Annotated in this window: 19 protein-coding genes and 1 pseudogene; 8 read left to right on the plus strand and 12 right to left on the minus strand. The window is 70.3% G+C overall.

Annotation, left to right across the window (positions count from 1 at the left end):
* Positions 1–175 precede the first annotated feature (175 nt).
* From nuoL to LY41_RS24110, 5 genes and pseudogenes are all read left to right on the plus strand, one after another.
* Positions 176–2,074, plus strand: coding sequence for an NADH-quinone oxidoreductase subunit L (nuoL, locus tag LY41_RS19015; protein ID WP_253865457.1), 1,899 nt, complete (start codon positions 176–178; stop codon positions 2,072–2,074).
* On the plus strand, positions 2,071–3,618 hold the full coding sequence (locus tag LY41_RS19020; RefSeq protein ID WP_253865459.1) for an NADH-quinone oxidoreductase subunit M: 1,548 nt from the start codon (positions 2,071–2,073) through the stop codon (positions 3,616–3,618). Before nuoL ends, LY41_RS19020 begins: the two co-directional genes overlap by 4 nt.
* Positions 3,619–3,624: 6 nt before the next feature.
* Positions 3,625–5,199, plus strand: a complete 1,575-nt coding sequence (nuoN, locus tag LY41_RS19025; RefSeq protein ID WP_253865586.1) for an NADH-quinone oxidoreductase subunit NuoN — start codon at positions 3,625–3,627, stop codon at positions 5,197–5,199.
* 238 nt (positions 5,200–5,437) lie between these two features.
* On the plus strand, positions 5,438–6,466 hold the full coding sequence (locus tag LY41_RS19030; RefSeq protein ID WP_253865461.1) for a polyprenyl synthetase family protein: 1,029 nt from the start codon (positions 5,438–5,440) through the stop codon (positions 6,464–6,466).
* A 1,997-nt stretch (positions 6,467–8,463) separates the two neighbouring features.
* Positions 8,464–8,661 (plus strand): annotated as a pseudogene (locus LY41_RS24110) (sunset domain-containing protein); the annotation flags it as partial.
* A gap of 190 nt (positions 8,662–8,851) precedes the next feature.
* Here the strand turns inward: LY41_RS24110 and LY41_RS19040 are convergent.
* The 4 genes from LY41_RS19040 to LY41_RS19050 form a co-directional block, all read right to left on the minus strand.
* Complete coding sequence (locus LY41_RS19040; protein ID WP_253865462.1) at positions 8,852–9,916, minus strand: 2-oxoacid:ferredoxin oxidoreductase subunit beta; 1,065 nt, start codon at positions 9,914–9,916, stop codon at positions 8,852–8,854.
* Positions 9,913–10,047, minus strand: a complete 135-nt coding sequence (locus LY41_RS23695) for a hypothetical protein (RefSeq protein ID WP_301297285.1) — start codon at positions 10,045–10,047, stop codon at positions 9,913–9,915. The genes LY41_RS19040 and LY41_RS23695 overlap by 4 nt, the downstream gene beginning before the upstream one ends.
* Entirely contained in the window at positions 10,044–11,960 is a 1,917-nt protein-coding gene (locus tag LY41_RS19045) for a 2-oxoacid:acceptor oxidoreductase subunit alpha (RefSeq protein ID WP_253865463.1), read from the minus strand. The genes LY41_RS23695 and LY41_RS19045 overlap by 4 nt, the downstream gene beginning before the upstream one ends.
* A gap of 178 nt (positions 11,961–12,138) precedes the next feature.
* Entirely contained in the window at positions 12,139–12,585 is a 447-nt protein-coding gene (locus tag LY41_RS19050) for an Lrp/AsnC family transcriptional regulator (protein ID WP_253865464.1), read from the minus strand.
* A 73-nt stretch (positions 12,586–12,658) separates the two neighbouring features.
* Between LY41_RS19050 and LY41_RS19055 the strand changes: the two genes are divergently transcribed.
* The gene (locus tag LY41_RS19055) at positions 12,659–13,720 is read left to right on the plus strand and encodes a dimethylarginine dimethylaminohydrolase family protein (protein WP_253865466.1); all 1,062 of its coding nucleotides are present in this window, start codon (positions 12,659–12,661) and stop codon (positions 13,718–13,720) included.
* A gap of 150 nt (positions 13,721–13,870) precedes the next feature.
* Here the strand turns inward: LY41_RS19055 and LY41_RS19060 are convergent, their stop codons facing one another.
* The 7 genes from LY41_RS19060 to LY41_RS19090 all read right to left on the minus strand — a co-directional run bounded on the left by LY41_RS19060 (position 13,871) and on the right by LY41_RS19090 (position 19,067).
* Complete coding sequence (locus LY41_RS19060) at positions 13,871–14,635, minus strand: MBL fold metallo-hydrolase (protein WP_253865468.1); 765 nt, start codon at positions 14,633–14,635, stop codon at positions 13,871–13,873.
* Between the two features lie 72 nt (positions 14,636–14,707).
* Positions 14,708–15,109 (minus strand): VOC family protein, encoded by a 402-nt coding sequence (locus LY41_RS19065; protein ID WP_253865469.1) that lies wholly within the window; start codon positions 15,107–15,109, stop codon positions 14,708–14,710.
* Between the two features lie 173 nt (positions 15,110–15,282).
* Positions 15,283–16,149 (minus strand): metal ABC transporter permease, encoded by an 867-nt coding sequence (locus tag LY41_RS19070; RefSeq protein WP_253865471.1) that lies wholly within the window; start codon positions 16,147–16,149, stop codon positions 15,283–15,285.
* Complete coding sequence (locus tag LY41_RS19075; protein WP_253865587.1) at positions 16,146–17,027, minus strand: metal ABC transporter permease; 882 nt, start codon at positions 17,025–17,027, stop codon at positions 16,146–16,148. The genes LY41_RS19070 and LY41_RS19075 overlap by 4 nt, the downstream gene beginning before the upstream one ends.
* 104 nt (positions 17,028–17,131) lie before the next feature.
* A complete protein-coding gene (locus LY41_RS19080; RefSeq protein ID WP_253865473.1) occupies positions 17,132–17,860 on the minus strand; it encodes a metal ABC transporter ATP-binding protein in 729 nt (242 codons plus the stop codon).
* Complete coding sequence (locus LY41_RS19085) at positions 17,857–18,054, minus strand: hypothetical protein (protein WP_253865475.1); 198 nt, start codon at positions 18,052–18,054, stop codon at positions 17,857–17,859. The genes LY41_RS19080 and LY41_RS19085 overlap by 4 nt, the downstream gene beginning before the upstream one ends.
* Complete coding sequence (locus LY41_RS19090) at positions 18,051–19,067, minus strand: metal ABC transporter solute-binding protein, Zn/Mn family (protein WP_253865476.1); 1,017 nt, start codon at positions 19,065–19,067, stop codon at positions 18,051–18,053. The genes LY41_RS19085 and LY41_RS19090 overlap by 4 nt, the downstream gene beginning before the upstream one ends.
* 224 nt (positions 19,068–19,291) lie before the next feature.
* Here LY41_RS19090 and htpX point away from each other — a divergent pair, with 224 nt between their 5' ends.
* A complete protein-coding gene (gene htpX, locus LY41_RS19095; RefSeq protein ID WP_253865478.1) occupies positions 19,292–20,152 on the plus strand; it encodes a zinc metalloprotease HtpX in 861 nt (286 codons plus the stop codon).
* Positions 20,153–20,447: 295 nt separating this feature from the next.
* On the opposite strand, the gene LY41_RS19100 is transcribed toward htpX, so the two are convergent.
* A complete protein-coding gene (locus LY41_RS19100; RefSeq protein ID WP_253865479.1) occupies positions 20,448–21,050 on the minus strand; it encodes a TetR/AcrR family transcriptional regulator in 603 nt (200 codons plus the stop codon).
* A 61-nt stretch (positions 21,051–21,111) separates the two neighbouring features.
* On the opposite strand from LY41_RS19100, the gene LY41_RS19105 reads away from it, so the two are divergent.
* The gene (locus tag LY41_RS19105) at positions 21,112–22,302 is read left to right on the plus strand and encodes an MFS transporter (protein WP_253865480.1); all 1,191 of its coding nucleotides are present in this window, start codon (positions 21,112–21,114) and stop codon (positions 22,300–22,302) included.
* Positions 22,303–22,453: the final 151 nt, after the last annotated feature.

The following is a 22,453-nucleotide window of genomic DNA, read 5'->3' on the forward strand; positions in this document are numbered from 1 at the left end:
AGAAGGTAGGAGACCTGCGTATGTGCTCGGGTGGGACGCGCCCAGGCGGCGATCTACTGCGTTGGCGACCGCTCGAGTATCCGAATACGAGTCGCGGCCGCCTGCCTTGTAGCTCATCCACCGGGACGCGTCCGGGTGGTCACCCTGCCAACGTGGGCCCCGAAGGGAAATAGTTGTGATCGCATCATCGTGGCTGCTGGTCGCGTTCCCGGCGCTCGGTGCGCTCGTGCTGCTGGTCGGTGGCAAGCGCACGAACTCGTGGGGCCACCTGCTCGGCTGTGCGACCGTCGCGGCGTCCTTCGTGTACGCGCTGGCGTTGTTCGCGTCGGAATCGCTGAGCCAGGCGGCGGACACGACGCTCTGGTCGTGGATCCCGGTCGAGGCGCTGCAAGTCGACTTCGGACTGCGGATCGACCCGCTGTCGATGACGTTCGTGCTGCTGATCACGGGCGTCGGCGCGCTGATCCACGTCTACTCGATCGGCTACATGTCCGACGACCGGGATCGCAGGCGCTTCTTCGCCTATCTGAACCTGTTCGTCGCGTCGATGCTGATCCTGGTGCTGGGCAACAGCTTCGTGATGCTGTACCTCGGCTGGGAGGGCGTCGGCCTCGCGTCGTACCTGCTGATCGGCTGGTACACGGATCGCCCCGCCGCGGCGACCGCGGCGAAGAAGGCGTTCCTGATGAACCGCGTCGGCGACGTCGGGCTCGCCATCGCGATCTTCCTGATGTTCAAGCACATCGGCAGCACCAGCTACGACGCGGTGTTCGCCGGCATCGGGGACGTCTCGCCGGGCGTGGTCACGGCGATCGCGCTGCTGCTGTTGCTGGGTGCCTGCGGTAAGTCGGGCCAGTTCCCGCTGCAGGCGTGGCTGCCGGACGCGATGGAAGGCCCGACGCCGGTGTCGGCCCTGATCCACGCCGCGACGATGGTCACCGCGGGCGTCTACCTGATCGCACGCGGCGCGCCGATCTACAACCTGACCGAGGACGGCAGGCTGGTGGTCGCGCTCGTCGGCGCGTTCACGTTGCTGCTCGGGTCGATCATCGGCTGCGCCTACGACGACATCAAGAAGGTGCTGGCCTACTCCACCGTGAGTCAGATCGGCTACATGATGCTCGCCGTCGGGCTCGGCCCGTTCGGTTACGCGCTCGCCATCGCGCACCTGCTCACGCACGGCTTCTTCAAGGCCGGGCTGTTCCTCGGCGCCGGGTCGGTCATGCACGCCATGAACGACGAGGTCGACATGCGCAAGTTCGGCGGGCTGGCGAAGAAGCTGCCGATCACCGCCGTCACGTTCGGTCTCGGCTACCTGGCGATCATCGGGTTCCCGTTCCTGTCGGGCTACTTCACCAAGGACGCCATCATCGAGGCGGCGTTCGGCCAGGAGGGCTGGCGCGGCTGGGTGCTCGGCGGATCGGCTCTGCTGGCCGCGGGCATCACGGGCTTCTACATGACCCGCCTGATGCTGCTGACGTTCTTCGGCAAGGAGCGCTGGCGTGGGGCGACATCCGCGGACGGCCGCGAGTTCCACCCCCACGAATCGCCCCGGTCGATGACCGCGCCGATGATCGTGCTGTCGATCGGGTCGGTCGCCGCGGGCGGCTTGCTGATCGGCGGGGACACGCTCGCCGAGTTCCTCAGCCCGTCGGTCGGGGCGCTGCAGGTGAGCGACCACGGTGTACTGCCGCACGCGCTGATCCCGTGGTTGACGGTTCTCGTGTCGGCGCTCGGCGTGTTCGGTGCGTGGGCGCTGTTCGGCCGCCGGGACACGTCGGTGGAGCGGCCCGAGCGGGTGTCGTGGCCGGTGCGCGCGGCGCGGAAGGACCTGTACGGCAACGCGCTCAACGAGGCACTCGTCGCGACGCCGGGCATGTGGCTCACGCGGTCCGCGGTGTTCCTCGACAACCGGGGCGTCGACGGCGCCGTCAACGGGCTCGCCGCCGCGTTCGGCGGCGGCTCCGGACGGCTGCGCCGGATGCAGACCGGTTTCGTCCGCTCGTACGCACTGTCGATGCTCGGCGGATCGTTCCTGATCGTCGGCGCACTGTTGTTGGTGAGGTTCGGATGACCTGGCTGCTCGCACTGATCCTGCTGCCACTGCTCGGTGCGGTGGCCGTGGCCTTCCTGCGCCGCAACGACCGGCTGGCCACGATGACCGCCTTCGCGGTGTCCATTGTGGAACTCGTGCTGATCCTGCCGCTGTGGCTGAGCTACGACCCGGGCGGGGAACGGCTCCAGCAGGTGTCCTCACTGGAGTGGATTCCCGCGTTCGGTGTGCACATCTCCTTCGGTATCGACGGCATCGCGCTGCTGATGATCGCCGTGATCGCACTGCTCGTGCCGGTGGTGTTCGCCCTGCTGCGCTCGACGGACAAACTGCCGGAGGACAAGGACATCGGCGGTCTGCTGTCGCTGATCCTGCTGCAGCAGTCGCTGACGATCGCCGTGTTCGCGGCGACGGACGTGTTCCTGTTCTACGTGCTGTTCGAGATCATGCTCATCCCGATGTACTTCCTCATCGGCGGCTACGGCGGGCCGAGGCGGCAGTACGCGGCCGTGAAGTTCTTCCTCTACTCGTTCCTCGGCGGGTTGATCATGCTGGCGTCGGCGATCGGCGCCTACTCGCTGGCCGCCGACGAACTCGGCGAGGGCACGTTCGACTGGGCCACGCTGGCGGGAGTCGTCAGCGAGGCGCCGCTGGAGACCCAGATCTGGCTGTTCCTCGGCTTCTTCCTCGCCTTCGCGATCAAGGCGCCGCTGGTGCCGTTCCACACCTGGCTGCCCGACGCGGCCAGCCAGGCGCCGGTGGGCGTGACGGTGCTGCTCGTCGGCGTGCTCGACAAGGTCGGCACGTTCGGCTTCCTGCGCTACAGCCTGCCGATGACACCGGACGCGAGCGCCGAACTCGCCCCGTTCGTGCTCGTGCTCGCCGTCGTCGGCGTGATCTACGGGTCGATGCTCGCCGCCGGGCAGACCGACATGCGGCGCTTCGTGGCGTACGTGTCGATCGCCCACTTCGGATTCATCGCGCTCGGCATCTTCGCCTTCACCCAGCAGGCCGTGGCCGGCTCGGCGACGTACATGCTCAACCACAGCCTCGCCACGGGCATGCTGATCCTCGTGCTCGGCATCGTCGCGGGCCGCGGCGGCGACACCCGGATCGACGCCTACGGCGGGATGGCCAAGGTGACGCCGGTCCTGGCGGCGATGCTGCTGATCGCGGGCCTGTCGGCGTTGTCGCTGCCCGGCACGAACTCGTTCATCAGCGAATTCCTCGTGCTGCTGGGGGCGTTCGACACCCGGCCCGCGTACGCGGTGATCGCCACCGTCGGCATGGTGCTGGCCGCGGCCTACATCCTGTGGCTGTACCAGCGGATCATGACCGGGCCCGTGCGCGGCGACGCGATGCTCGCCGCGGCGCCCGGACCGGGCACCGCGGCGGCCCCGGAGGCGGGCGCCCGCAAGACGATCCGCGACCTGGGCGGACGGGAGATCGCGGCACTGGCGCCACTCGTGGTGCTGATCATCGGGCTCGGCTTCTACCCGAAACCCGTGCTGGACACCGTCAACCCGTCGGTCGAACAGACCATCACCGCGGTGCAGGAAAGGTAACCGGCCATCGTGAATCCGTTTCTCGCGCAGCAACTGCAACCCGTCGACGCTCCCGGGATCGACTGGGGCGCGATCCTGCCCATGGTGATCGTGTTCGGCGCCGCGTGCGTCGGAGTGCTGGTCGAGGCGTTCGTGCCGAAGCACCAGCGCTGGTCCGGACAGGTCGTGCTGACGCTCGGCTCGATCGCCGCCGCGGGTATCGCGCTCGGCGCGTACGTGAGCGGACGGCCCTCCCACGGCGTACTGACGATGGCGGGGACGCTGTCGATCGACACGCCCGCGCTGTTTCTGTGGGGAACGCTGCTGGCACTGAGCGTCGCTGCGGTGCTGATGATCGCCGATCGGTCCGTCGAGCCGGGCGGTTCGTTCGTCGCGCAGGCCGGTATCGCACCCGGCACGGTGCAGGACCGTGCGCAGGTGCAGTCCACCGGGATGCAGACCGAGGTGTTCCCGCTCGCGCTGTTCGCACTCGGCGGCATGATGGCGTTCACCGCCGCCAACGACCTGCTGACGATGTTCATCGCCCTCGAGGTGCTGAGCCTTCCGCTGTACCTGATGTGCGGGCTGGCCCGCAGGCGGCGGCTGCTGTCGCAGGAGGCGGCGGTCAAGTACTTCCTGCTCGGCGCGTTCGCCAGTGCGTTCTTCCTGTACGGCCTCGCGATGCTGTACGGCTACGCCGGTTCGGTGCGGCTCGCCGACATCGCGACCGCCTCCGCCGGCACCGACCGGTCCGACACGCTGCTGTTCGCCGGCTTCGGCCTGTTGATGGTCGGCCTGCTGTTCAAGGGCTCGGTCGGGCCGTTCCACACGTGGACGCCCGACGTCTACCAGGGCGCGCCGACGCCGGTGACGGCGTTCATGGCTGCGTGCACGAAGGTCGCGGCGTTCGGCGGGATCCTGCGCGTGCTGACCGTGGCATTCGAAGCCACCAGCTGGGAGTGGCGCGGCGTGATGTGGGCCGTCGCGATCATCTCGATGGCCATCGGCGCGGTACTGGGCCTGACGCAGACCGACCTCAAGCGGATGATCGCCTACTCCTCGATCGCGCACGCCGGATTCCTGCTCATCGGCACGATGGCGCTGACCGACGAGGGCCTGTCGGGCACGTTGTTCTACCTGCTCGCCTACGGGTTCACCACGCTCGCCACGTTCGGTGTGATCTCGCTGGTGCGGGACTCCTCGGGCGAGGCGACGCACCTGTCGGCGTGGGCGGGCCTGGCGAAGCGGTCGCCCCTGCTGGCCGGCGTGTTCACGTTCCTGCTGCTCGCGCTGGCCGGCATCCCGTTGACCAGTGGATTCATCGGCAAGTTCGTGGTGTTCTCCGCGGCGCTGTCCGACGGCATGGCTCCGCTGGTGGTGATCGCGCTCGTCTTCAGTGCCGTGGCGGCCTTCTTCTACCTGCGGGTCGTCGTGCTCATGTACTTCTCCGAACCCGCGCCCGACGGGCCGACGGTCAGCGTGCCCGGGGCGTTCACCACGGCGTCGATCGCGCTGGGCGTGATCGTCACGCTGCTGCTGGGCATCCTGCCTGCGTTCGCTCTGGACTGGGCGGGTGCGGGCGGTTTCGCGCTCGGCGGGTGACGGCGAAGCCTGCTCCGCGATGTCTGCCGGGTGCCGCCGGTACCAGACGGCAGGCCGCCGGCACCGGCAGCCGGGGCGGCCGTCGGCGCCGGTGGTGTCGACGGTCACGTCTGAGCAGGGCGAATGCGTGATCGCGCTGTGAAGACTTGCCAGTAGGCTGGGGCCGGTTTTGACCGGGCGCCTGCCGCCCGGGTCGGGACCGGCCGTGCAACCCAGTGCCGAGAGGGCGGAGCGAGCAGTGTCAGTGCGTGACGGCGCCATCGAAGAACTGCGCGCCTCGGTCGGGCTGCAGATCGACGACGAAGCGCTGCTGACGGATCTCGCGGGCGGCCTGGGCGCGGTGGAGAACCTGCTGCGCGAGGTCGTCCGCAGTGACGTCGCCGCGGTCAACGAGGCCGCCCGGCACCTGGTCGAAGCCGGGGGCAAACGTTTTCGTCCCCTGTTCACCCTGCTGGCGGGGCAGTTCGGCGCCACGGGTGAGGACGCGCGTGAGGGAGTGGTGACCGCGGCCGCGGCCGTGGAACTGGTCCACCTGGCGACGCTGTATCACGACGACGTCATGGACGAGGCGACGATGCGCCGCGGTGCGGAGAGCGTCAACTCACGCTGGGACAACACGGTTGCGATCCTGACCGGCGACTTCCTGTTCGCGCACGCCTCGCGGCTGGTCGCCGACCTCGGCACCGATGCGGCGCGCATCATCGCCGAGACGTTCGGCGAGCTGGTCACGGGGCAGATGCGGGAAACGGTCGGCCCCGGCGAGGGCGAGGACCCGATCGAGCACCACCTCACGGTGATCGGGCAGAAGACGGGGTCGCTGATCGCCACGTCGGGGCGGTTCGGCGGCATGCTGTCGGGCTCGGCGGACGAGCACGTCGAGTCGCTGCGCCGGTTCGGCGACATCATCGGCACGGCGTTCCAGATCTCGGACGACATCATCGACATCGATTCGCCGTCGAAGGAATCGGGGAAAGCGCAGGGCACGGACCTGCGAGAGGGTGTGAAGACCTTGCCGATGCTGTACGAACTCGCCGAGGACCGGCCCGACCCGAGGCTCGCCGAGCTGCTCAGCGGCCCGATCTCCGGTGATGCGGAGGTTGCCGAGGCGTTGACATTGTTGCGTTCGTCGCGTGGCCTGGAACACGCACGCGCCACTCTTTCAGGCTACGCTCAGCGCGCGAGGACGGAGCTGGCGTCGTTGCCGCCGACTCCGGCGCGGGATGCCTGCGAATCGGTCGCCGATTACCTCGTCGCACGTACCCACTGAGGGAGGACACCGCACCAATGTCCATTTTCGGGCAGGTCTGGGTGTTCAGCGCGATCGCTTTCGCGCTGGGCGCCTTCCTGGCCTGGGTTTTCCTGGTTCGGCCCGCACGCAGGCAAATCCGGAGCCTCGAGGAGAGACTCGTGGCCCGCGAGGCCGACCTCCGCCGGATCTCCGAGCCCGCCCTCGGTGCGGCTGGTACAGCGCAGGGCCGGACGGAGCGTGCCGACCCGTTCAGCGATGCCGACGAAGCCCTGGCCGGGACAGGTGGGTACGGGTACGGCTCGGAGGTCGGCGCGTCCGACGGGCCGGAGCCCGAGACCTCCTGGCTCGAGCGCGACAGCCTCGCCGGTGAGTACGCGGGCGATGGCTATGAGGACCCGGCCGACGACTTCCACCTCGCGGACCGGCCGGACGACCTCGAGATCCCCGGTGACCGTGACGCCTACGACACCGGTTCCGGTGACTACGATTCCGGCTCGGGTGACGAGCCCGGTTACGGTCACGAGCCCGGTTACGACTCCGGTTACGGCTCCGACGCCGGGTACGCGGCTGCGGCTCTCGACCACGCGGCCGAGCGGGGTTCCCCCGACGACGCCGGTTTCGACGCGACCCGCTACGACAGCCCCGAGTACGACGGCGGCGGTGACGACGGCGCCGACTACCGGGGCGGCTACGACGCCCGCTACGACCGGGAGGACGCCGGATACGACCGGGCCGGCGACGAGCCCCATGGCGCCGCGGCCGACTACGCCGCGGTCGACTACGCCGCGGCTGCCTACGAGCCGGCGGGGTACGAGCCTGCTGCCTACGCCGCGGCTGACTACGACGCCGGTGCTTACGACGTCGGTGCTCACGACGCCGGTGCTCACGACGCCGGTGCCGACGACGAGCGGACGCAGTACGTGGCCGCCGCCCCGGGTGCCGGCGAGGACGCCCCCGTCTCGTCGGTGCTCGACCCGGACGAGATGCGCAGCGTGCCGGCCGCGGATTCGGCCGATGCCGAGTCGACGCAGCTGATCGGGCCGGATTCCCGGCCCGAGGCGGCCGAGGCGGCCGAAGCGGACACACCGGACGAGGCCGCTGGGGCCCACTCAGCCGAGCCGGACGACGCCGGTCGGCCGAATGCCACGGGTTCCGCACTGAATCCCGGCGCTCCGTTCCGTCCTGTCACATCGTTCGAGGCGACGACCGAGCTCCCCGTCGGCGCCGTCGGTGAGGGCGGCGACCTCGACCCGTCGGGACGGGCCGGCGGAGTGAACACCGCCGCCGCCGACCCGGTGGAGGCGGGCGAGCTCGACACCGCGTCGGGTGAGCCGGACGCCGCCGGTGACGAGGCGACGGACCGGTCAGAACGACCCGGAAGCCTGTTCGAGCCGACCCCGGTCGACGACGAGGGCGAGGACGAGGGCGAGGACGACGTCGCCGCTGGGCAGCCGGTTGCCGACGACGCCGGTGCGGGCAACGCCTTCGGAGGCGGCGATCCGGCGTCGAACGGTTCGGGTGAGGTGCCGGCGGATCCGCCTGCATACGCGTTCGGCGGGCCGGACACCGGTCCCGACGAAGACCCCGTGGAATCGACGAACATCCTGCCGAAGCGCACGCCGCGGCAGCGGCCACCGGGCGGGTTCGACGCGCCGAAACCCGTCCAGCCTTCGATGCGGGCGATCACGCGCCGCGAGCCCGATGCGGCGGCGCAGAGCGGTTCGCTGTTCGAACCGGCGGCGCCGGGTGACGCGGCGTCGTCGCAGCCCGCTGCCGAGCCCGCCGCCGACTCGGGGAGCGCGGGGGACCAGGCCGGGCAGGTGCCGTCGGGCTCCCAGCAGTTGACGAAGTTCGTCACCCCGGCCGGGCAGGTTCCCATCAGGGACGAGGCCGTGTCCGGGCAGGACACGGCCGATCAGGCGGCGGATCCCGGCCAGGCGGGTGCGGGCCAGGCGGGTGCGGACAGGAGCGCCGACCAGGCGGGTGCGGACCAGGCGGACGCCGAAGCGCCGAAGGCGGGACCGTTCGGTCCGGGGTCGGCGATGCCGCTGCCGGGCGGTGGCAGCCCGTCACCCGAGTTCACGGTGAAGGCGAGCGTCACGGCGCTGCGGTACGTCACCGACGCCGCACCGCAGTACCCGCGCATGGTCGCCGAAGTCTGGTTCCGCAGCCCGGCCGACGCCGAACGCGTCGGCTTCCGCCCCCTCGCCTGACGACCGCACGAATGCCCCCAAGGGCACCTTCGGGGCGTTGGACGCCCCAAAAGTTCCCTTCGGGGCGTCCGCCGACACCCGCTCGCCAGCCTGACCACCGCCCCGGGCGGCCCGGGGCCTTCGGCACCCGGACGACGAAGGGGCCCGCCGGAAACGCATCCGGCGGGCCCCTTCGTCGACGTGATCGGCTCTACTCGACCGTCCAGGTGTCCTTGCCGGTGAGCAGGGACTGCAGATCGGCGGGCTTGGCTTCCTGCGCCTGCTGCACCTGGGCACGAGCCTGGTCGTCATAGGTCTCACGGGCGACCTGGCGGAAGATCCCCGTCGGGATGTGACTGAGGTGCTGGTCGCCGAGCCGGGACAGCGCGAACCCGTAGGCCGTGTCCTCGATCGACGGGTCGTGCACGACGAGGTTGTCCTCGCCGATGTCGGCGACCTTGCCGACGTCGAGGCCCCCGTAACCGGTCGTGGTGACGCCGAACTCGTTCTCGGCACCGAACCGGATCGGCTCGCCCGGGGTCAGCGGGATGAGCCGCTGCGCCGCTTCGTCCTTGTCCTTGAGCATGTCGAACGCACCGTCGTTGAAGATCGGGCAGTTCTGGTAGATCTCCACGACCGCACTGCCGCGGTGCTGGGCGGCGGCGCCGAGGACCTCCGTGAGGCCCTTCTTGTCGGAGTCCAGCGCGCGGCCCACGAACGACGCCTCGGCACCGAGCGCGAGCGAGACCGGATTGAACGGCGTGTCCACCGAGCCCATCGGGGTCGACTTGGTGACCATGCCGGGCTCGGACGTCGGCGAATACTGACCCTTCGTCAGACCGTAGATCCGGTTGTTGAACAACAGGATCTTCAGGTTGACGTTACGGCGCAGCGCGTGGATCAGGTGGTTGCCGCCGATGGACAGCGCATCGCCGTCACCGGTGACGACCCACACCGACAGATCGGGCCGGGTCGTGGCCAGGCCGGTCGCGATCGACGGCGCACGGCCGTGGATCGAGTGCATGCCGTAGGTGTTCATGTAGTACGGGAACCGGCTGGAGCAGCCGATACCCGAGACGAACACGATGTTCTCGCGCTTGAGACCCAGCGTCGGCAGGAACGACTGGATGGTGTTGAGCACGATGTAGTCACCGCACCCGGGGCACCAGCGCACTTCCTGGTCGGACTTGTACTCCTTGGCCTTCTGCGGCTCGTCGGTCGTGGGAACCAGGTCGAGACCGCCGATGCTGGGCAGGCCCAGATCAGTCGCTGTCATGCTGCCGCCTCCGCGGGAACGAGTGCGTCGTCGGTGCCGGTTGCCGCCGCCGCGGGAACGAGTGCGTCGGCGGTGTTGATGGCCGCCTCCGCGGTGAAGAGTGCGTCGGCGGTGCTTCCGTGGTCGGTCATGCCGTGCCGACCTCCCGGATGGTGTCGGTGAACACGCCTTCGAGCTCTTCGGCCTTGAAGGGCAGTCCGGCGACCTTGTTGTAGGACTGGATGTCGGTGAGGTACTTGGCGCGCAGCAACAGCGACAGCTGGCCGAGGTTCATCTCGGGCACGATCACGTGGTCGTAGGCGTCGAGTACCTCGCCGAGGTTGGCAGGCAGCGGGTTGAGGTGACGCAAATGCGCCTGGGCGATCGGCATGCCCTTGGCCCGCACCCGGCGTGCCGCGGCACCGATCGGGCCGTACGTCGAGCCCCAGCCGAGCACCAGCACCCGCGCGTTGCCGTTGGGGTCGTCGACCTCGACGTCGGGCACGTCGACGCCGTCGACCTTGGCTTGGCGCAGCCGCACCATCTTGTCGTGGTTGTCGGGGTCGTAGGAGATGTTGCCCTTGCCCTCGGCCTTCTCCAGGCCACCGATGCGGTGCTGCAGCCCCGCCGTGCCGGGCAGCGCCCATTCGCGGGCGAGGGTTTCCGGGTCCCGCTGGTAGGGCCAGTGCTCACCGGACTCGTCCGGGGCGTTGGGCTCGGTGGCGAACTCGACCGACAGGTCGGGCAGTGTGCTCGCGTCGGGGATCAGCCACGGCTCGGAGCCGTTGGCGACCGCCCCGTCCGAGAGCAGCAGCACCGGCGTGCGGTACTTCAGTGCGATCCGCGTGGCCTCGATCGCGATGTCGAAACAGTCGGCGGGCGTGGCCGGCGCGACGATCGGCACGGGGGATTCACCGTTGCGGCCGAAGTAGGCCTGCAGCAGGTCGGCCTGCTCGGTCTTGGTCGGCAGACCGGTCGACGGGCCGCCGCGCTGCACGTCGATCACCACCAGCGGCAGCTCGGTCATCACTCCCAGCCCGACCGTCTCGGCCTTCAGCGCGATACCCGGGCCGGACGTCGACGTGACGCCCAGTGCACCGCCGTAGGCGGCGCCGAGTGCCGCGCCGATGCCCGCGATCTCGTCCTCGGCCTGGAACGACGTGATCCCGAAGTTCTTGTGCTTCGACAGCTCGTGCAGCACGTCCGAGGCGGGTGTGATCGGGTAGGTGCCCAGCAGCACCGGCAGCTTCGCCTGCTGACCGGACGCGACGATGCCGTAGGCCAGGGCCGTGTTGCCCGTGATCTGGCGGTACGTGCCGGGCGGGAGCTTCGCGGGGGCGATCTCGAACGTCGTGCCGAACGCCTCGGTCGTCTCGCCGTAGTACCAGCCCGCGCGGAAGGCCAGCACGTTCGCCTCGGCGACGTCGGGCTTCTTGGCGAACTTCTCGCGCAGGTACGCCTCGGTGCCCTCGGTCGGCCGGTGATACATCCACGACAGCAGCCCCAGGGCAAACATGTTCTTGCAGCGCTCGGCGTCCTTCTTGCCGAGGCCGGTGTCGGCCAGCGCCCCCTGCGTCAGGGTCGACATGGCGACCTCGTGGACCTCGAACGCCGACAGCGAGTCGTCCTCGAGCGGGTTCGACTCGTAGTCGACCTTGGCCAGGTTGCGCTTGCCGAACTCGTCGGTGTTGACGATCACCGTGCCGCCCTGGGGCACGTCGTCGATGTTCGCCTTCAGCGCCGCCGGGTTCATCGCGACGAGCACGTCCGGGCGGTCACCGGGGGTGAGGATGTCGTAGTCGGCGAAATGCACCTGGAAGCTCGAGACCCCGGGAATCGTGCCCTGCGGTGCGCGGATCTCCGCCGGGAAGTTCGGCAACGTCGCGAGGTCGTTGCCGAAGGCGGCGGCTTCCGACGTGAACCGGTCACCGGTCAGCTGCATACCGTCGCCGGAGTCGCCGGCGAACCGGATCACGACGCGCTCGAGCCGGTTGACCTCTGTCGGTCGGGACGCCGACAGCGCCTCGATGCCGGCCGTTGCGCTGCCGTTCGCACTCGTGCTCATGGGCCAGGAAATCCCTCTCTGACGATTGGCGCGCCCAGCGCGCAATACTTCGAGATTACTTGTTGTTTTCAGGGCGAGCGGACCTGTGTGATCTGCCTTACCTATGACGCGGGAGTAACAGTCCCCTGATTCCATCAACTGAGACGACGGCGAGCTCATCGAGCCCGTGCCCGGACGGTCATTCGCCCGGGTCCGGGGAACGCTCCAGCAGGGTCGACAGCACGACGGTCGACACGGTGCGGTCGATGATCTCCAGGCCGCGGAGACGTTCGAGCGCCGATTCGAGGTGATGGATGTCGGATGCGCGCAGATGCACGATCGCGTCGGCCGCGCCCGACACCGTGTAGGCGGCGACCACCTCGGGCAGCGGTTCCAGGTGGGAGCGGATGCGGCCGGGGGAGACGTTGCCCTGGCAGTGCACCTCGACGAACGCCTCCGTGCCCCAGCCGAGAGCTTCCGGATCGACCACCGCGGTGAAGCCTCGCAGCACGCCGTCCTCGAGCAGCCGGTCGACGCGGCGTTTCACGGCGGGCGCCGACAGTCCGACCTCCTTGCCGATCTCGGCGTAACTCGACCGCGCGTTCGCGACGAGTCGGGAAACGATCCGCTGGTCCAACGTGTTCATACGCAATGATTAGCACACTGGTTCGCAATCCTCGTCGATTGTTTGCGTGACCAGGCGGTTCTACATTCGAAGCATGACAGGCGATCTCGCGCTGCCCGTACGTGTCCCGACTCCCCGCCACTACCTGATGTGCCCGCCGCGGCACTTCGCCGTGGAGTACTCGATCAACCCGTGGATGGACCCGGATCGGCCCGTCGACGTCGAGCTGGCCATGCGGCAGTGGACGACGCTGCGCGACACCTACCGCGAGCTGGGCCACACGGTCGACGAGGTGCCGCCGCAGCCGGGGCTTCCCGACATGGTGTTCGCCGCCAACTCGGGGACCGTCGTCGACGGGCGCGTGCTCGGGTCGCGGTTCCGCGCACCGGAGCGCGCCGCCGAGGCCGAACACTTCCGGCGCTGGTTCGTCGAGAACGGCTTCCGCGACGTCACCATGCCGCGGCAGATCAACGAGGCCGAGGGCGATTTCGTCTGGACCGGCGGGCTGCTGCTCGCGGGTACCGGCTTTCGCACCGACCCCGGCGCCCATGCCGAGGCGCAGGAGGCGCTCGGCGTGCCGATCGTGTCGCTGCAGCTGATCGACGAGCGCTACTACCACCTGGACACGGCGCTGTTCGTGCTGTCGGGCGAGTCCGACGGTGCAGGATCGGCCGCCGGCCACGACGCGGGTGCCGACGCGGGTGCCGACGCCGGTGTTGCAGGTTCCGGACGCCGTGTTGCAGGTTCCGGGGCCCGTGTTGCGGGTTCCGGACGCCGTGTTGCGGGTTCCGGGGCCCGTGTTGCGGATTCCAGGGAGCGTGTTGCGGGTTCCGGGGGAGACCGCGGTGCTGTCGCCGGGGTCGGCGACGGCGGGACTCGGGCGCAGATCGCCTACTACCCGGAGGCGTTCTCGGAGGGGTCACGGCGCGTGCTGCGGCGGCTGTTCCCACACGCGGTCGTCGCCACGAAGGCCGACGCGGAATGCTTCGGGCTCAACGGAATCTCGGACGGCCGCCACGTCGTCCTGCCCACGGAGGCGACCGGCCTGGCCGAGCAGCTCACGGCGCGGGGCTACGAGGTGCGGTTCGTCGACATCTCGGAGCTGCGCAAGGCAGGCGGCGGCCCGAAGTGCTGCACCCTGGAGATCCGCAAGTAGCCACGCGTGTTCTGCGCCCGCCCGTTGCCCGGCCACCGCCCCCAACGCCGCGCTGCCGCGCGACTGCCTGCCCGCGTGTGTTCTGCACTCGTGCACACCTCGAGGTCGGACAACGGCGGCCGTGTTGTTTGCCACCGTTGTCGCACGTCGTCAGAGCGTGAAGGTTTCGCCCGGCGCCGCGTACTCGACGTCCCTGCCCAGCAGCGCACCGGCGCGGGACGTCGCGTCCGCCGGAGTCAGGAAGCGGCCGACGTGCGTGACGATCAGCCGGCGGGCGCCCGCGGCCCGGGCCGTGTCGGCGGCGTTCTCCGGCGTGTGGTGCACCTGCCCGTCGGCCGGTGCCCGGTCGCTTTCGGCCTCGCACAGCAGGACGTCCGTATCGACCGCCAGGTCCGTGAGCGCGGTGCACGGGGCCGTGTCGCCGGAGTAGGTCAACGACGTTCCGGAGCCCTCGACGCGCGCGGCGAACGCAGGCATGTCGTGGCGGACCGCCCGGCTGGTGATCGTCAACGCGCCGACCTCGGCCCGGTGACCGTCGTACAGCTCGTGGACCGCGAACGCGGCTTCGACGGGGCTGCGGCCGGGGCCGTTGGTGAGGAAGTGGGCCAGCCGGTCGGCGGTGCCGGGCGGGCCGTACAGCGGGATCGGCGCGGCGAGGTCGATGTCGGCGAACAGCAGCGCGTAGTAGGCCGTGAGCAGGTCGGCGCTGTGGTCGGCGTGCAGGTGCGAGATCCAGATCGCGTCGAGCTCGTCCACTCGCGTGTGCCGCTGCAGCTCGGCGAGGGTTCCGCTGCCCGCGTCGATCCAGACACGGGTGTCGCCGCTCGTGACGAGGTAGCCCGAGCACGGGTTGTCGACCGTGGCGTACGGCGTGGCGGAGCCCAGCACCGTGAGCAGCAGTTGATCACTCGGCATTCGCGCAGCCTACGGTCGTCGTCGGCGCCGGTGCGAGGGCGTTTTCGAAGGTGCGCGGTCACCCGGCGTGGGTCACGACTCGGCGTGCGAGGTGTCGATCACGCAGAAGCGGTTGCCCTCGGTGTCGGCGAGCACCACGAAGTCCGGGTCGGCGGGGTAGAGGTCCCAGTCGACCCGCGAGGCACCCAGCGACACCAGTCGTTCGACCTCGGCCGTCTGTTCCTCGGCGTCGGCGGCGTAGAGGTCGAGGTGTACGCGCGGGTGTTGTTGGACCGGCGAATCACTCGAATCCAGCGCGATGCCAGGGCCGTGACCTTCGCGCGGCGTGAGCACCACGAAATCGTCGTTGACCTTGCCGTCGCGCGGGACATAGTCGAGCGCCGCGCTCCAGAAGGCGACGGCCCGGCGGACGTCGGAGGCTCCCATGACGATCGTTCCGAGGTGCAGCACACGGGCACTCTCCACCGCGGTCATGGCGACGTCAACACGGCCTCCGGAACCCGCAACACGGCCTCCGGAATCCGCAACACGGGCCCCGGAATCCGCAACACGGGCCCCGGAATCCGCAACACGGCCTCCGGAACCCGCAACACGGGCCCCGGAATCCGCAACACGCGTGCACGGGTGCAGGACACGCGCGAAGGGGGTCAGGTGCGGGCCCTCCAGCGGGCCAGCAGGCCGCGGCGCGGGGCCAGCACCAGGGTCAGCGCGAACAGGACCCCGCTGGTGAGGCCGATCGTGCCGGGGATGGACGTGTCCAGCGACACCGCGACGCCGTGTCCGGCGACCGACGCGATCCACCCGCATCCCGCCGCCACGACGAGCATCGACCCGAGTCGCACCGTGAGCAGCCGCGCCGTCGAGGCGGGCACCACGAAGAACGTGATCACCAGGATCGCGCCGACACTGTCGAACGCCACGACGGCCAGTCCTGCGACGGCGACGAGCAGCACCTGGCCGGTCAGCCGCCCGCGCAGCCCCGCCAGCTCGGCGAACGCCGGGTCGAACGTCGCCGCCTGCAGCGGCCGCCACAGCACCACCACGAGCAGCACCACGGCCACCGTGGCCACGCCGGTGATCACCAGCGACCGCGGCAGGTCGGCCCCGAACAGCGACATCGTGCGCAGCGGCGCGAACGTCAGGTCGCCGTAGATCGCCGAGTCCAGGTCGATGTGCGCTCCCGACGCGAACCGGCTGATGCCGAGGATGCCCAGCGAGAACAGCGCAGGGAACACCAGCGCCAGTGCCGCGTCCGATTCGATGACGCCGCTGCGCCGCAGCCAGTCCGAACCGAGCACGCACAGCACGCCGAACGCCGTCGCACCGGCGACCGTCCACAGTGAGGCGCGCTCGCCGGTGAGCAGGAAGATCAGCACGATGCCGGGCAGGACGGCGTGGCTGACGGCGTCGGGCAGCAGCGCCTGGCCGCGCAGTACGAGGAGCCCGCCGAGCAGCGCGCACGACGTCGACAGCAGCCCGGCGATCACGATGATCATCACGTCGTCGGGCGTCATCGGGCGGCCCCCTCCCGCAGCCTGCCCGCACGGGCGCGCGCGATGACGCCGCGCCGGGGCGCCAGCACCACGGCCAGCACCGCGAGAGCCGTCGCGAGCAACACGATCACCGGACCGGCCGGCAGTTCCGCGCGCCCGGACACGAGCCCGCCGACCGCGCCGCACGCTGCCCCGACGACGGCCGACAGCGGTAGCAGTGCCGCAAGCCGGGTCGTGAGCTGGCGCGCGGTGACGACCGGTGCGACCAGCAACGCGACCATCAGGATCGCGCCGACGGTGCGAACGCCGAGCACCACCGCGAGCGCCAGCAGTCCCGTGCTCGCGGCGTCGACGACCCACGTGCGCACGCCCGCGACGGCCGTGAATCCCGGATCGAACGTCGCCGACCGCAACAGCCGGAACCCCAGCAGGATCACCACGACGGCAACGCCCGCGCCGGCGAGCGCCACGACGATGTCGCGTTCGACCATCCCCGCGGTCTGGCCGAGCAGGTACTCGTCCAGACCGGACTGCTGCGCGTTGCCGCTGTCGGAAATGCCGGTCAGCAGCACGATGCCGAGCGTCAGCGACACCGACAGCACGACGCCGATCGCCGCGTCCGAGCGCAGCCGCCCGGTGCGTTCCAGCGCGATCATGGCGAACGCCGCGAGCGTCGCCGAGACCGCCGCTCCCAGCAACAACAGCTCCGGCACCTTGGCACCGGTGAGCAGGAACGCCACCGCGACGCCTGCCAGGGTGCCGTGGCTCATCGCGTCGCCGAACATGCTGCGCTGACGGAGCACGGCCAGCGGCCCGAGGAGTCCCGCGACGAAGCCCACCACCGCCGTGCCGACGACGACCACGGCGTCCGGATACGACAGCGGCAGGGCGTCCAGCAGTCCGCCGAGCGGCCCGGCCTGCAGGGATCCCGGCTGGAGAGCGCCCGGTTGCAGGGAAGCCGGTTGCAGGGCGCCCGGTTGCAGGGAGCCGGCCACGACCGCACTCACCGGGCGGCCAGCGGCGCCATGCCGTAAGCGCGTTCGAGACTGTCGGGGGTGAGCACATCCGCCGGAGTGCCCGCCGCGACCACGGTGCCCGCCATGAGCACCGCGTGGTCGAAGTGATCCAGCACGTCGCGCAGGTCGTGATGCACGGCGATGACGGACGCGCCGTCGCGGCACAACCCGGTGAGGATCTCCAGCAACGTCGCCTCGGTGCGCGCGTCGACGGCCGTGAACGGCTCGTCGAGCACGATGAGTTCCGCGCGCTGGGCGAGCGCTCGCGCGAGGAACACCCGCTGCCGCTGCCCACCGGAGAGCTCGTCGATCGGCCGGTCGGCCAGATCCGTGACGCCGACCTGCGCCATCACGTCCGCCACCAGCTCGTCGTCGCCGGGAGTCAGCCTGCGCAACCAGCCCCGGTGCGGGTAGCGGCCCATCTCGACGACCTGCACGGCCGTGATCGGGAAGTCCTTCGCCACGGCATCGGACTGCGGGACGTACGCCACGCGCTTACGGACGCGGCGCAGCGGCTGCCCCAGCCAGCGCACCGTGCCGCGCACCGACGGCACCAGCCCGAGCGCCGCCTTGACCATCGTCGACTTGCCCGCGCCGTTCGGCCCGACCACCGCGCTGAGCACACCCGCGGGGATCTCGACGTCGACGCCGGTCAGCACCGGACGCCCGCCGTAGGAGGCGCTCATACCCTGCAGTCGAAGTGCTGGCTCGGTCATACCTCGGCCTCCGTGGAAACGAGTGCGTCGGCGGTGGCCTTTTCCGCCTCCGCGGGAGGAAGTACGTCGGCGGTGGCTGTTGCCGCCTCCGTGGGAGGAAGTGCGTCGGCGGTGGCTGTTGCCGCCTCCGCGGGAGGAAGTGCGTCGGCGGTGGCCTTTTCCGCCTCCGCGGGAGGAAGTGCGTCGGCGGTCATGTCAGTCCCTCCGCGAGCGTCGCCGCGTTGGCGCGCAGCATGCCCAGGTAGCTGCCGTCGGATCCGGTCGAATCGGAGTACAGCTCGCCGCCGACGCGCACGTCGCCGCCGCGGTTCCGGGCCGCGGCGACCATCGAGTCGACGGTCTGCCGGGACACGCTCGTCTCGAGGAACACGGCCGGCAGGTTTTCGCGGGCGAGCAGCTCGGCCACCCGTGCGACGTCGGCCGTCGTCGCCTCCTGCTGGGTGGAGATGCCCTGGATGGCGACGACATCCATGCCGAACGCGTCGCCGAAGTAGCGGAAGGCGTCGTGCGAGGTGACGAGCGTGCGGCGGTCGGCGGGGATGCGATCGATGGTGCGCTGGACCCGGTCGGCGGCGGCGCGCACCTCGTCGCGGTAGGTGTCCCCTCGGCGGCGGTAGTCGGCGGCGTTGTCCGGGTCGAGCTCGGCGAGCCGTCCGGTCACGGCGTCGACCGCGTGTGCCCACAGCGCGGGGTCGTGCCAGATGTGGGGGTCGTGCTCCTCCTCGGGGGCCGCGTCGGCGGGCGGGCTCAGCAGCTGATCCTCCGGCACGGCTTCGCCCGCCAGCAGCACCGGCTTCGTACGCGCGACCTCGTCGAGGGTGCGCTGCAGCGAACCCTCCAGGTAGAGCCCGACGGCGATCACCGCGTCGGCGCGGCGCATCTCGCGCAGATCACCCGCTTTGGCCTGGTAGAGGTGCGGGTCCACGCCGGGGTTCATGAGCCGCACCGTCTCGACGTCGTCGCCGCCGATGCGGCGCACCGTGTCGTCGAGGAACGTCGTGGTGGTGACGATGCGGAGGGTGCCGCCGTCCGCGCGGACCGGCTGGAGGCCGTAGCCGACGGCGCCGGAGATCGCCAGGACGAACACCACACCGAGGGCCACGAGCGCACGGCGATCCCGCCGCCGAGCGCGCCTTCGCCGCTGTGCTCGCCGGTGATGCGCCTCGGCGCCGGACGCCGCGGTACGGCCGTCACCAGTGTCGTTCATGCTCCACCTTCGAATTTCGGTGTGCCGAACTCTACTGTACGACTAGGCGAACACACTCGCGGCTGTGGCGTGATACACGGTTCGTTACCTCGTCCGAAATAGACTCACACGCCGCTGACGTGGAACTTCGCCGGGCGGTCGGACGTTGAACCGTACGCCGGGCCACACGCGGTGGCACTCACGGGGACGGTTCCCGCGCCCGCGGACCGGGAGGAGGTGAGCCGGTGCACAGGCACCACAACGGTCTCAAGACGGCACTGCTGCTGGGGCTGATGAGCGCGCTGATCGTCGGCATCAGCGGCCTGTTCGGCAAGGGCGCGCTCATCATCGGACTGCTGATCGCGCTGGCCGTGAACGGTTACGCCTACTTCAACTCCGACAAGCTCGCGCTGAAGGCCATGCGTGCGCAGCCGGTGTCGCAGGCGCAGCAGCCCGCGATGTACCGGATCGTGCGCGAGCTCGCGACCTCCGCACGGCAGCCGATGCCGCGGCTGTACGTCAGCCCGACCCGCGCGCCCAACGCGTTCGCGACCGGTCGTAATCCCCGCAACGCCGCTGTGTGCTGCACCTCGGGCATTCTCGAGATCCTCGACGAACGCGAACTGCGCGCCGTGCTCGGCCACGAACTCTCGCACGTCTACAACCGGGACATCCTCATCTCGTCGGTCGCGGGTGCGCTCGCGAGCGTGGTCAGCGTGCTGGCCAACATGGCGATGTTCGCGAGCATGTTCGGCGGCAACCGCGAGGGCGGGAATCCGATCGGCATGCTGCTGCTGGCGCTGCTCGGGCCGGTCGCCGCGGGGGTCGTCAAGATGAGCGTGAGCCGCTCGCGCGAGTACGAGGCCGACACCTCGGGCGCCGAGCTGACCGGCGACCCGCTGGCGCTGGCATCGGCTCTGCGGAAACTGGAGCAGGGGACGAGTGCGGCACCACTGGCGCCGGAGCCGAAGCTCGCATCGCAGTCTCACCTGATGATCGCGAACCCGTTCCGCCCCGGCGAACGGATGTCGAAGCTGTTCTCCAGCCACCCGCCCATCGACGAGCGCATCCGCCGCCTCGAGGACATGGCCCGCCGCCAGTTCTGACACCCAGGTATGCGCGTGTTGCGCTTTCCGGGGCTCGTGTTGCGTTTTGCGGGGGCTGTGTTGTGCCTTCCGGGGACCGTGTTGCGCCATCGCGTGCGTGGCCCGCGTCCGGCGGCGCGTGTCCCGCGTTCAGTGCCACGTGTTCTGCAGTCCAGCAGCCCCGACCTTCAACGATGCTCCGACGTGCGACCGCCTGCCCGGACGTCACACGGTCGCGCGAACTGCAAGGCGGGCCCGCGAATCCGCAACACGGCCCCTGGAAAACGCAACACGGCCCCTGGAAAACGCAACACGGCTACGGCCGGTGTTGCAGTGCTCGGCGGGCGAACTCGACCGTGTGCTCGCGCAGCAGCGCGTGCCGTTGTGACTCGTCGACGTCGCGGACGAGGAACCCGGCCAGTTGCGGCATCGCGTGCGGCCAGCAGGCGAGCCCGAGCAGGGTGAGCAGGGTGGCGGCGGTGTCGTGCCGGTCGGCGCCGTGCGGGGTTGCGGCGCCGCCGGGGGTGTCGCCCAGCGCCTCGGCCAGGGCGGCGACCTTCCCGTCGTAGGCCTGCGCGCGCCCGTCGTGATCGAGCACCGGACGGTCGCCGTAGTGCAGCGACTCCCACAGCAGCAGGCGCAGCAGCAGCGGGTGGTCGCGGTGGTAGTCGTAGAGCTTGCCGACGTACTCGGCCAGGTCGCCTGACGGCACGCCGATTCCCGCCGCGTGCTCGGCCTTCGCGTCGGTGATCACGGCGTCGAACAGCTTCTCCTTGCTGCCGAAGTGGCCGTAGATGCGCTCCTTGTTGACGCCAGCACGGGCTGCGATGGCGTCGACGCGCGCGCCGGCGATGCCGTGCGCCGCGAACTCGTCGCGCGCCGCGGTGAGAAGTCGTTGCCGGGTGCTCATGGCGTTCATGTCTACCAGGTGACCAACTGTCCAGTTGACATCCAACTAGTTGGTTGGACAGGATCGCGGCATGCCCACCACGGACGTACCCGCACGCGGCGCCGCGCACTCCTGGGCCTCGCCCGGTCGAACTCTCGCGACCTTGGTGACCAGCGGCGTCGTCGGCGTCGGCCAGACCTACGCCGTCATCCCGCTGCTGCCGGCCATCGCCGACGACTTCGGAACCTCGACGTCCGCAGCGACCTGGACGGCGACGGCCTTCAGCCTCACGTTCGCACTGAGCTTCCTGCTGGCCGGGCCGCTCGCCGATCGGTTCGGCCCACGCCGCGTCATCCTCGCCGGACTCGTGGCCGCGGCCGTCACGACGGCGGCGGTGCCGCTCGCCTCGTCGTTGGCGGCTGCCGTGGCGCTGCGCTGTGTGCAGGGCGCGGCGGTCGCCATGCTCGTGCCGACGGGATTCGCCTACGTCACCGCTCAGCTCGAACCGGGCAGACGTCCGGTGGCGTTCAGCGCGCTGGCCAGCGCGGGTATCGCTTCGGCCGTGGTGCTGCAGGTGGCCGCACAGCTGCTGGCACCGATGGGCTGGCGCGCGGTGTTTGTCGCGTCAGGTGGGGCGTTCCTGCTGCTCGTCGTGCTCGCGGCGACGCTGCTGCGTCCGGATTCGCGGGGCGTGACACCGCGGGCGGAGTCGGTTCTCGCCGCGCTCGTGGCCGTGCCGAAACTGTTGGTCCGCCCGCGGCTGCTCGGGTTGTACCTCGCGACGGCGGCCCTGCTGGGTGCGTTCGTCATCGTCTACACGGTCGTCGAGCTCGCGGGACCCGCCGCGGTCGACAGTCCCGGCGCGATGCTGGCCCTGCGCGCGAGTGCGCTGCCGGCGGTCCTCGTGGCGCCGCTGCTGACCCGCGTGCTGTCGACGGTTCCGCCGCACGTCCGGGCAACCGTGTCGCTGGCGGTGTCGGCGCTGGCCGCGCTCCTGCTCCCGACGGCGGGCGGGGACGTGGTCGCGCTCGCCGCGGTGTTGTTCGTGTTCGTCGGCGGGATCGCGGTCGGATCGCCGGGACTGGTCGCCTCGATCCACGGTCACGCGGGCGGGTCGGTCGGTGCGGCGACCGCGCTGTACACGGCGTCGCTGTTCCTGGGTGCCAGCGCGGGGCCGCAGCTCGTCGCCGCTGTCGGCGGATTCACCCCGACGCTGCTGGTCACCGCTGGAATTCTCGCCGTGGCGGCAGGGGTGGTGTGGATCTCGACGCGCGGCGACTGAGCTGCAGGGCCGTTCCGCTTCCCTGCGTTGTGCCCCCGCGAGTTCGTATTGTGCTGCGAGGACGCAACACAGCTCCTGGAAAACGCAACACGGGCTCCGGAATCCGCAACACAGCCCCCGGAATCCGCAACACGGGCTCCGGGCTTCGCAA

It is taken from the genome of Prauserella halophila, assembly GCF_024171895.1.
GTDB lineage: Bacteria > Actinomycetota > Actinomycetes > Mycobacteriales > Pseudonocardiaceae > Prauserella > Prauserella halophila.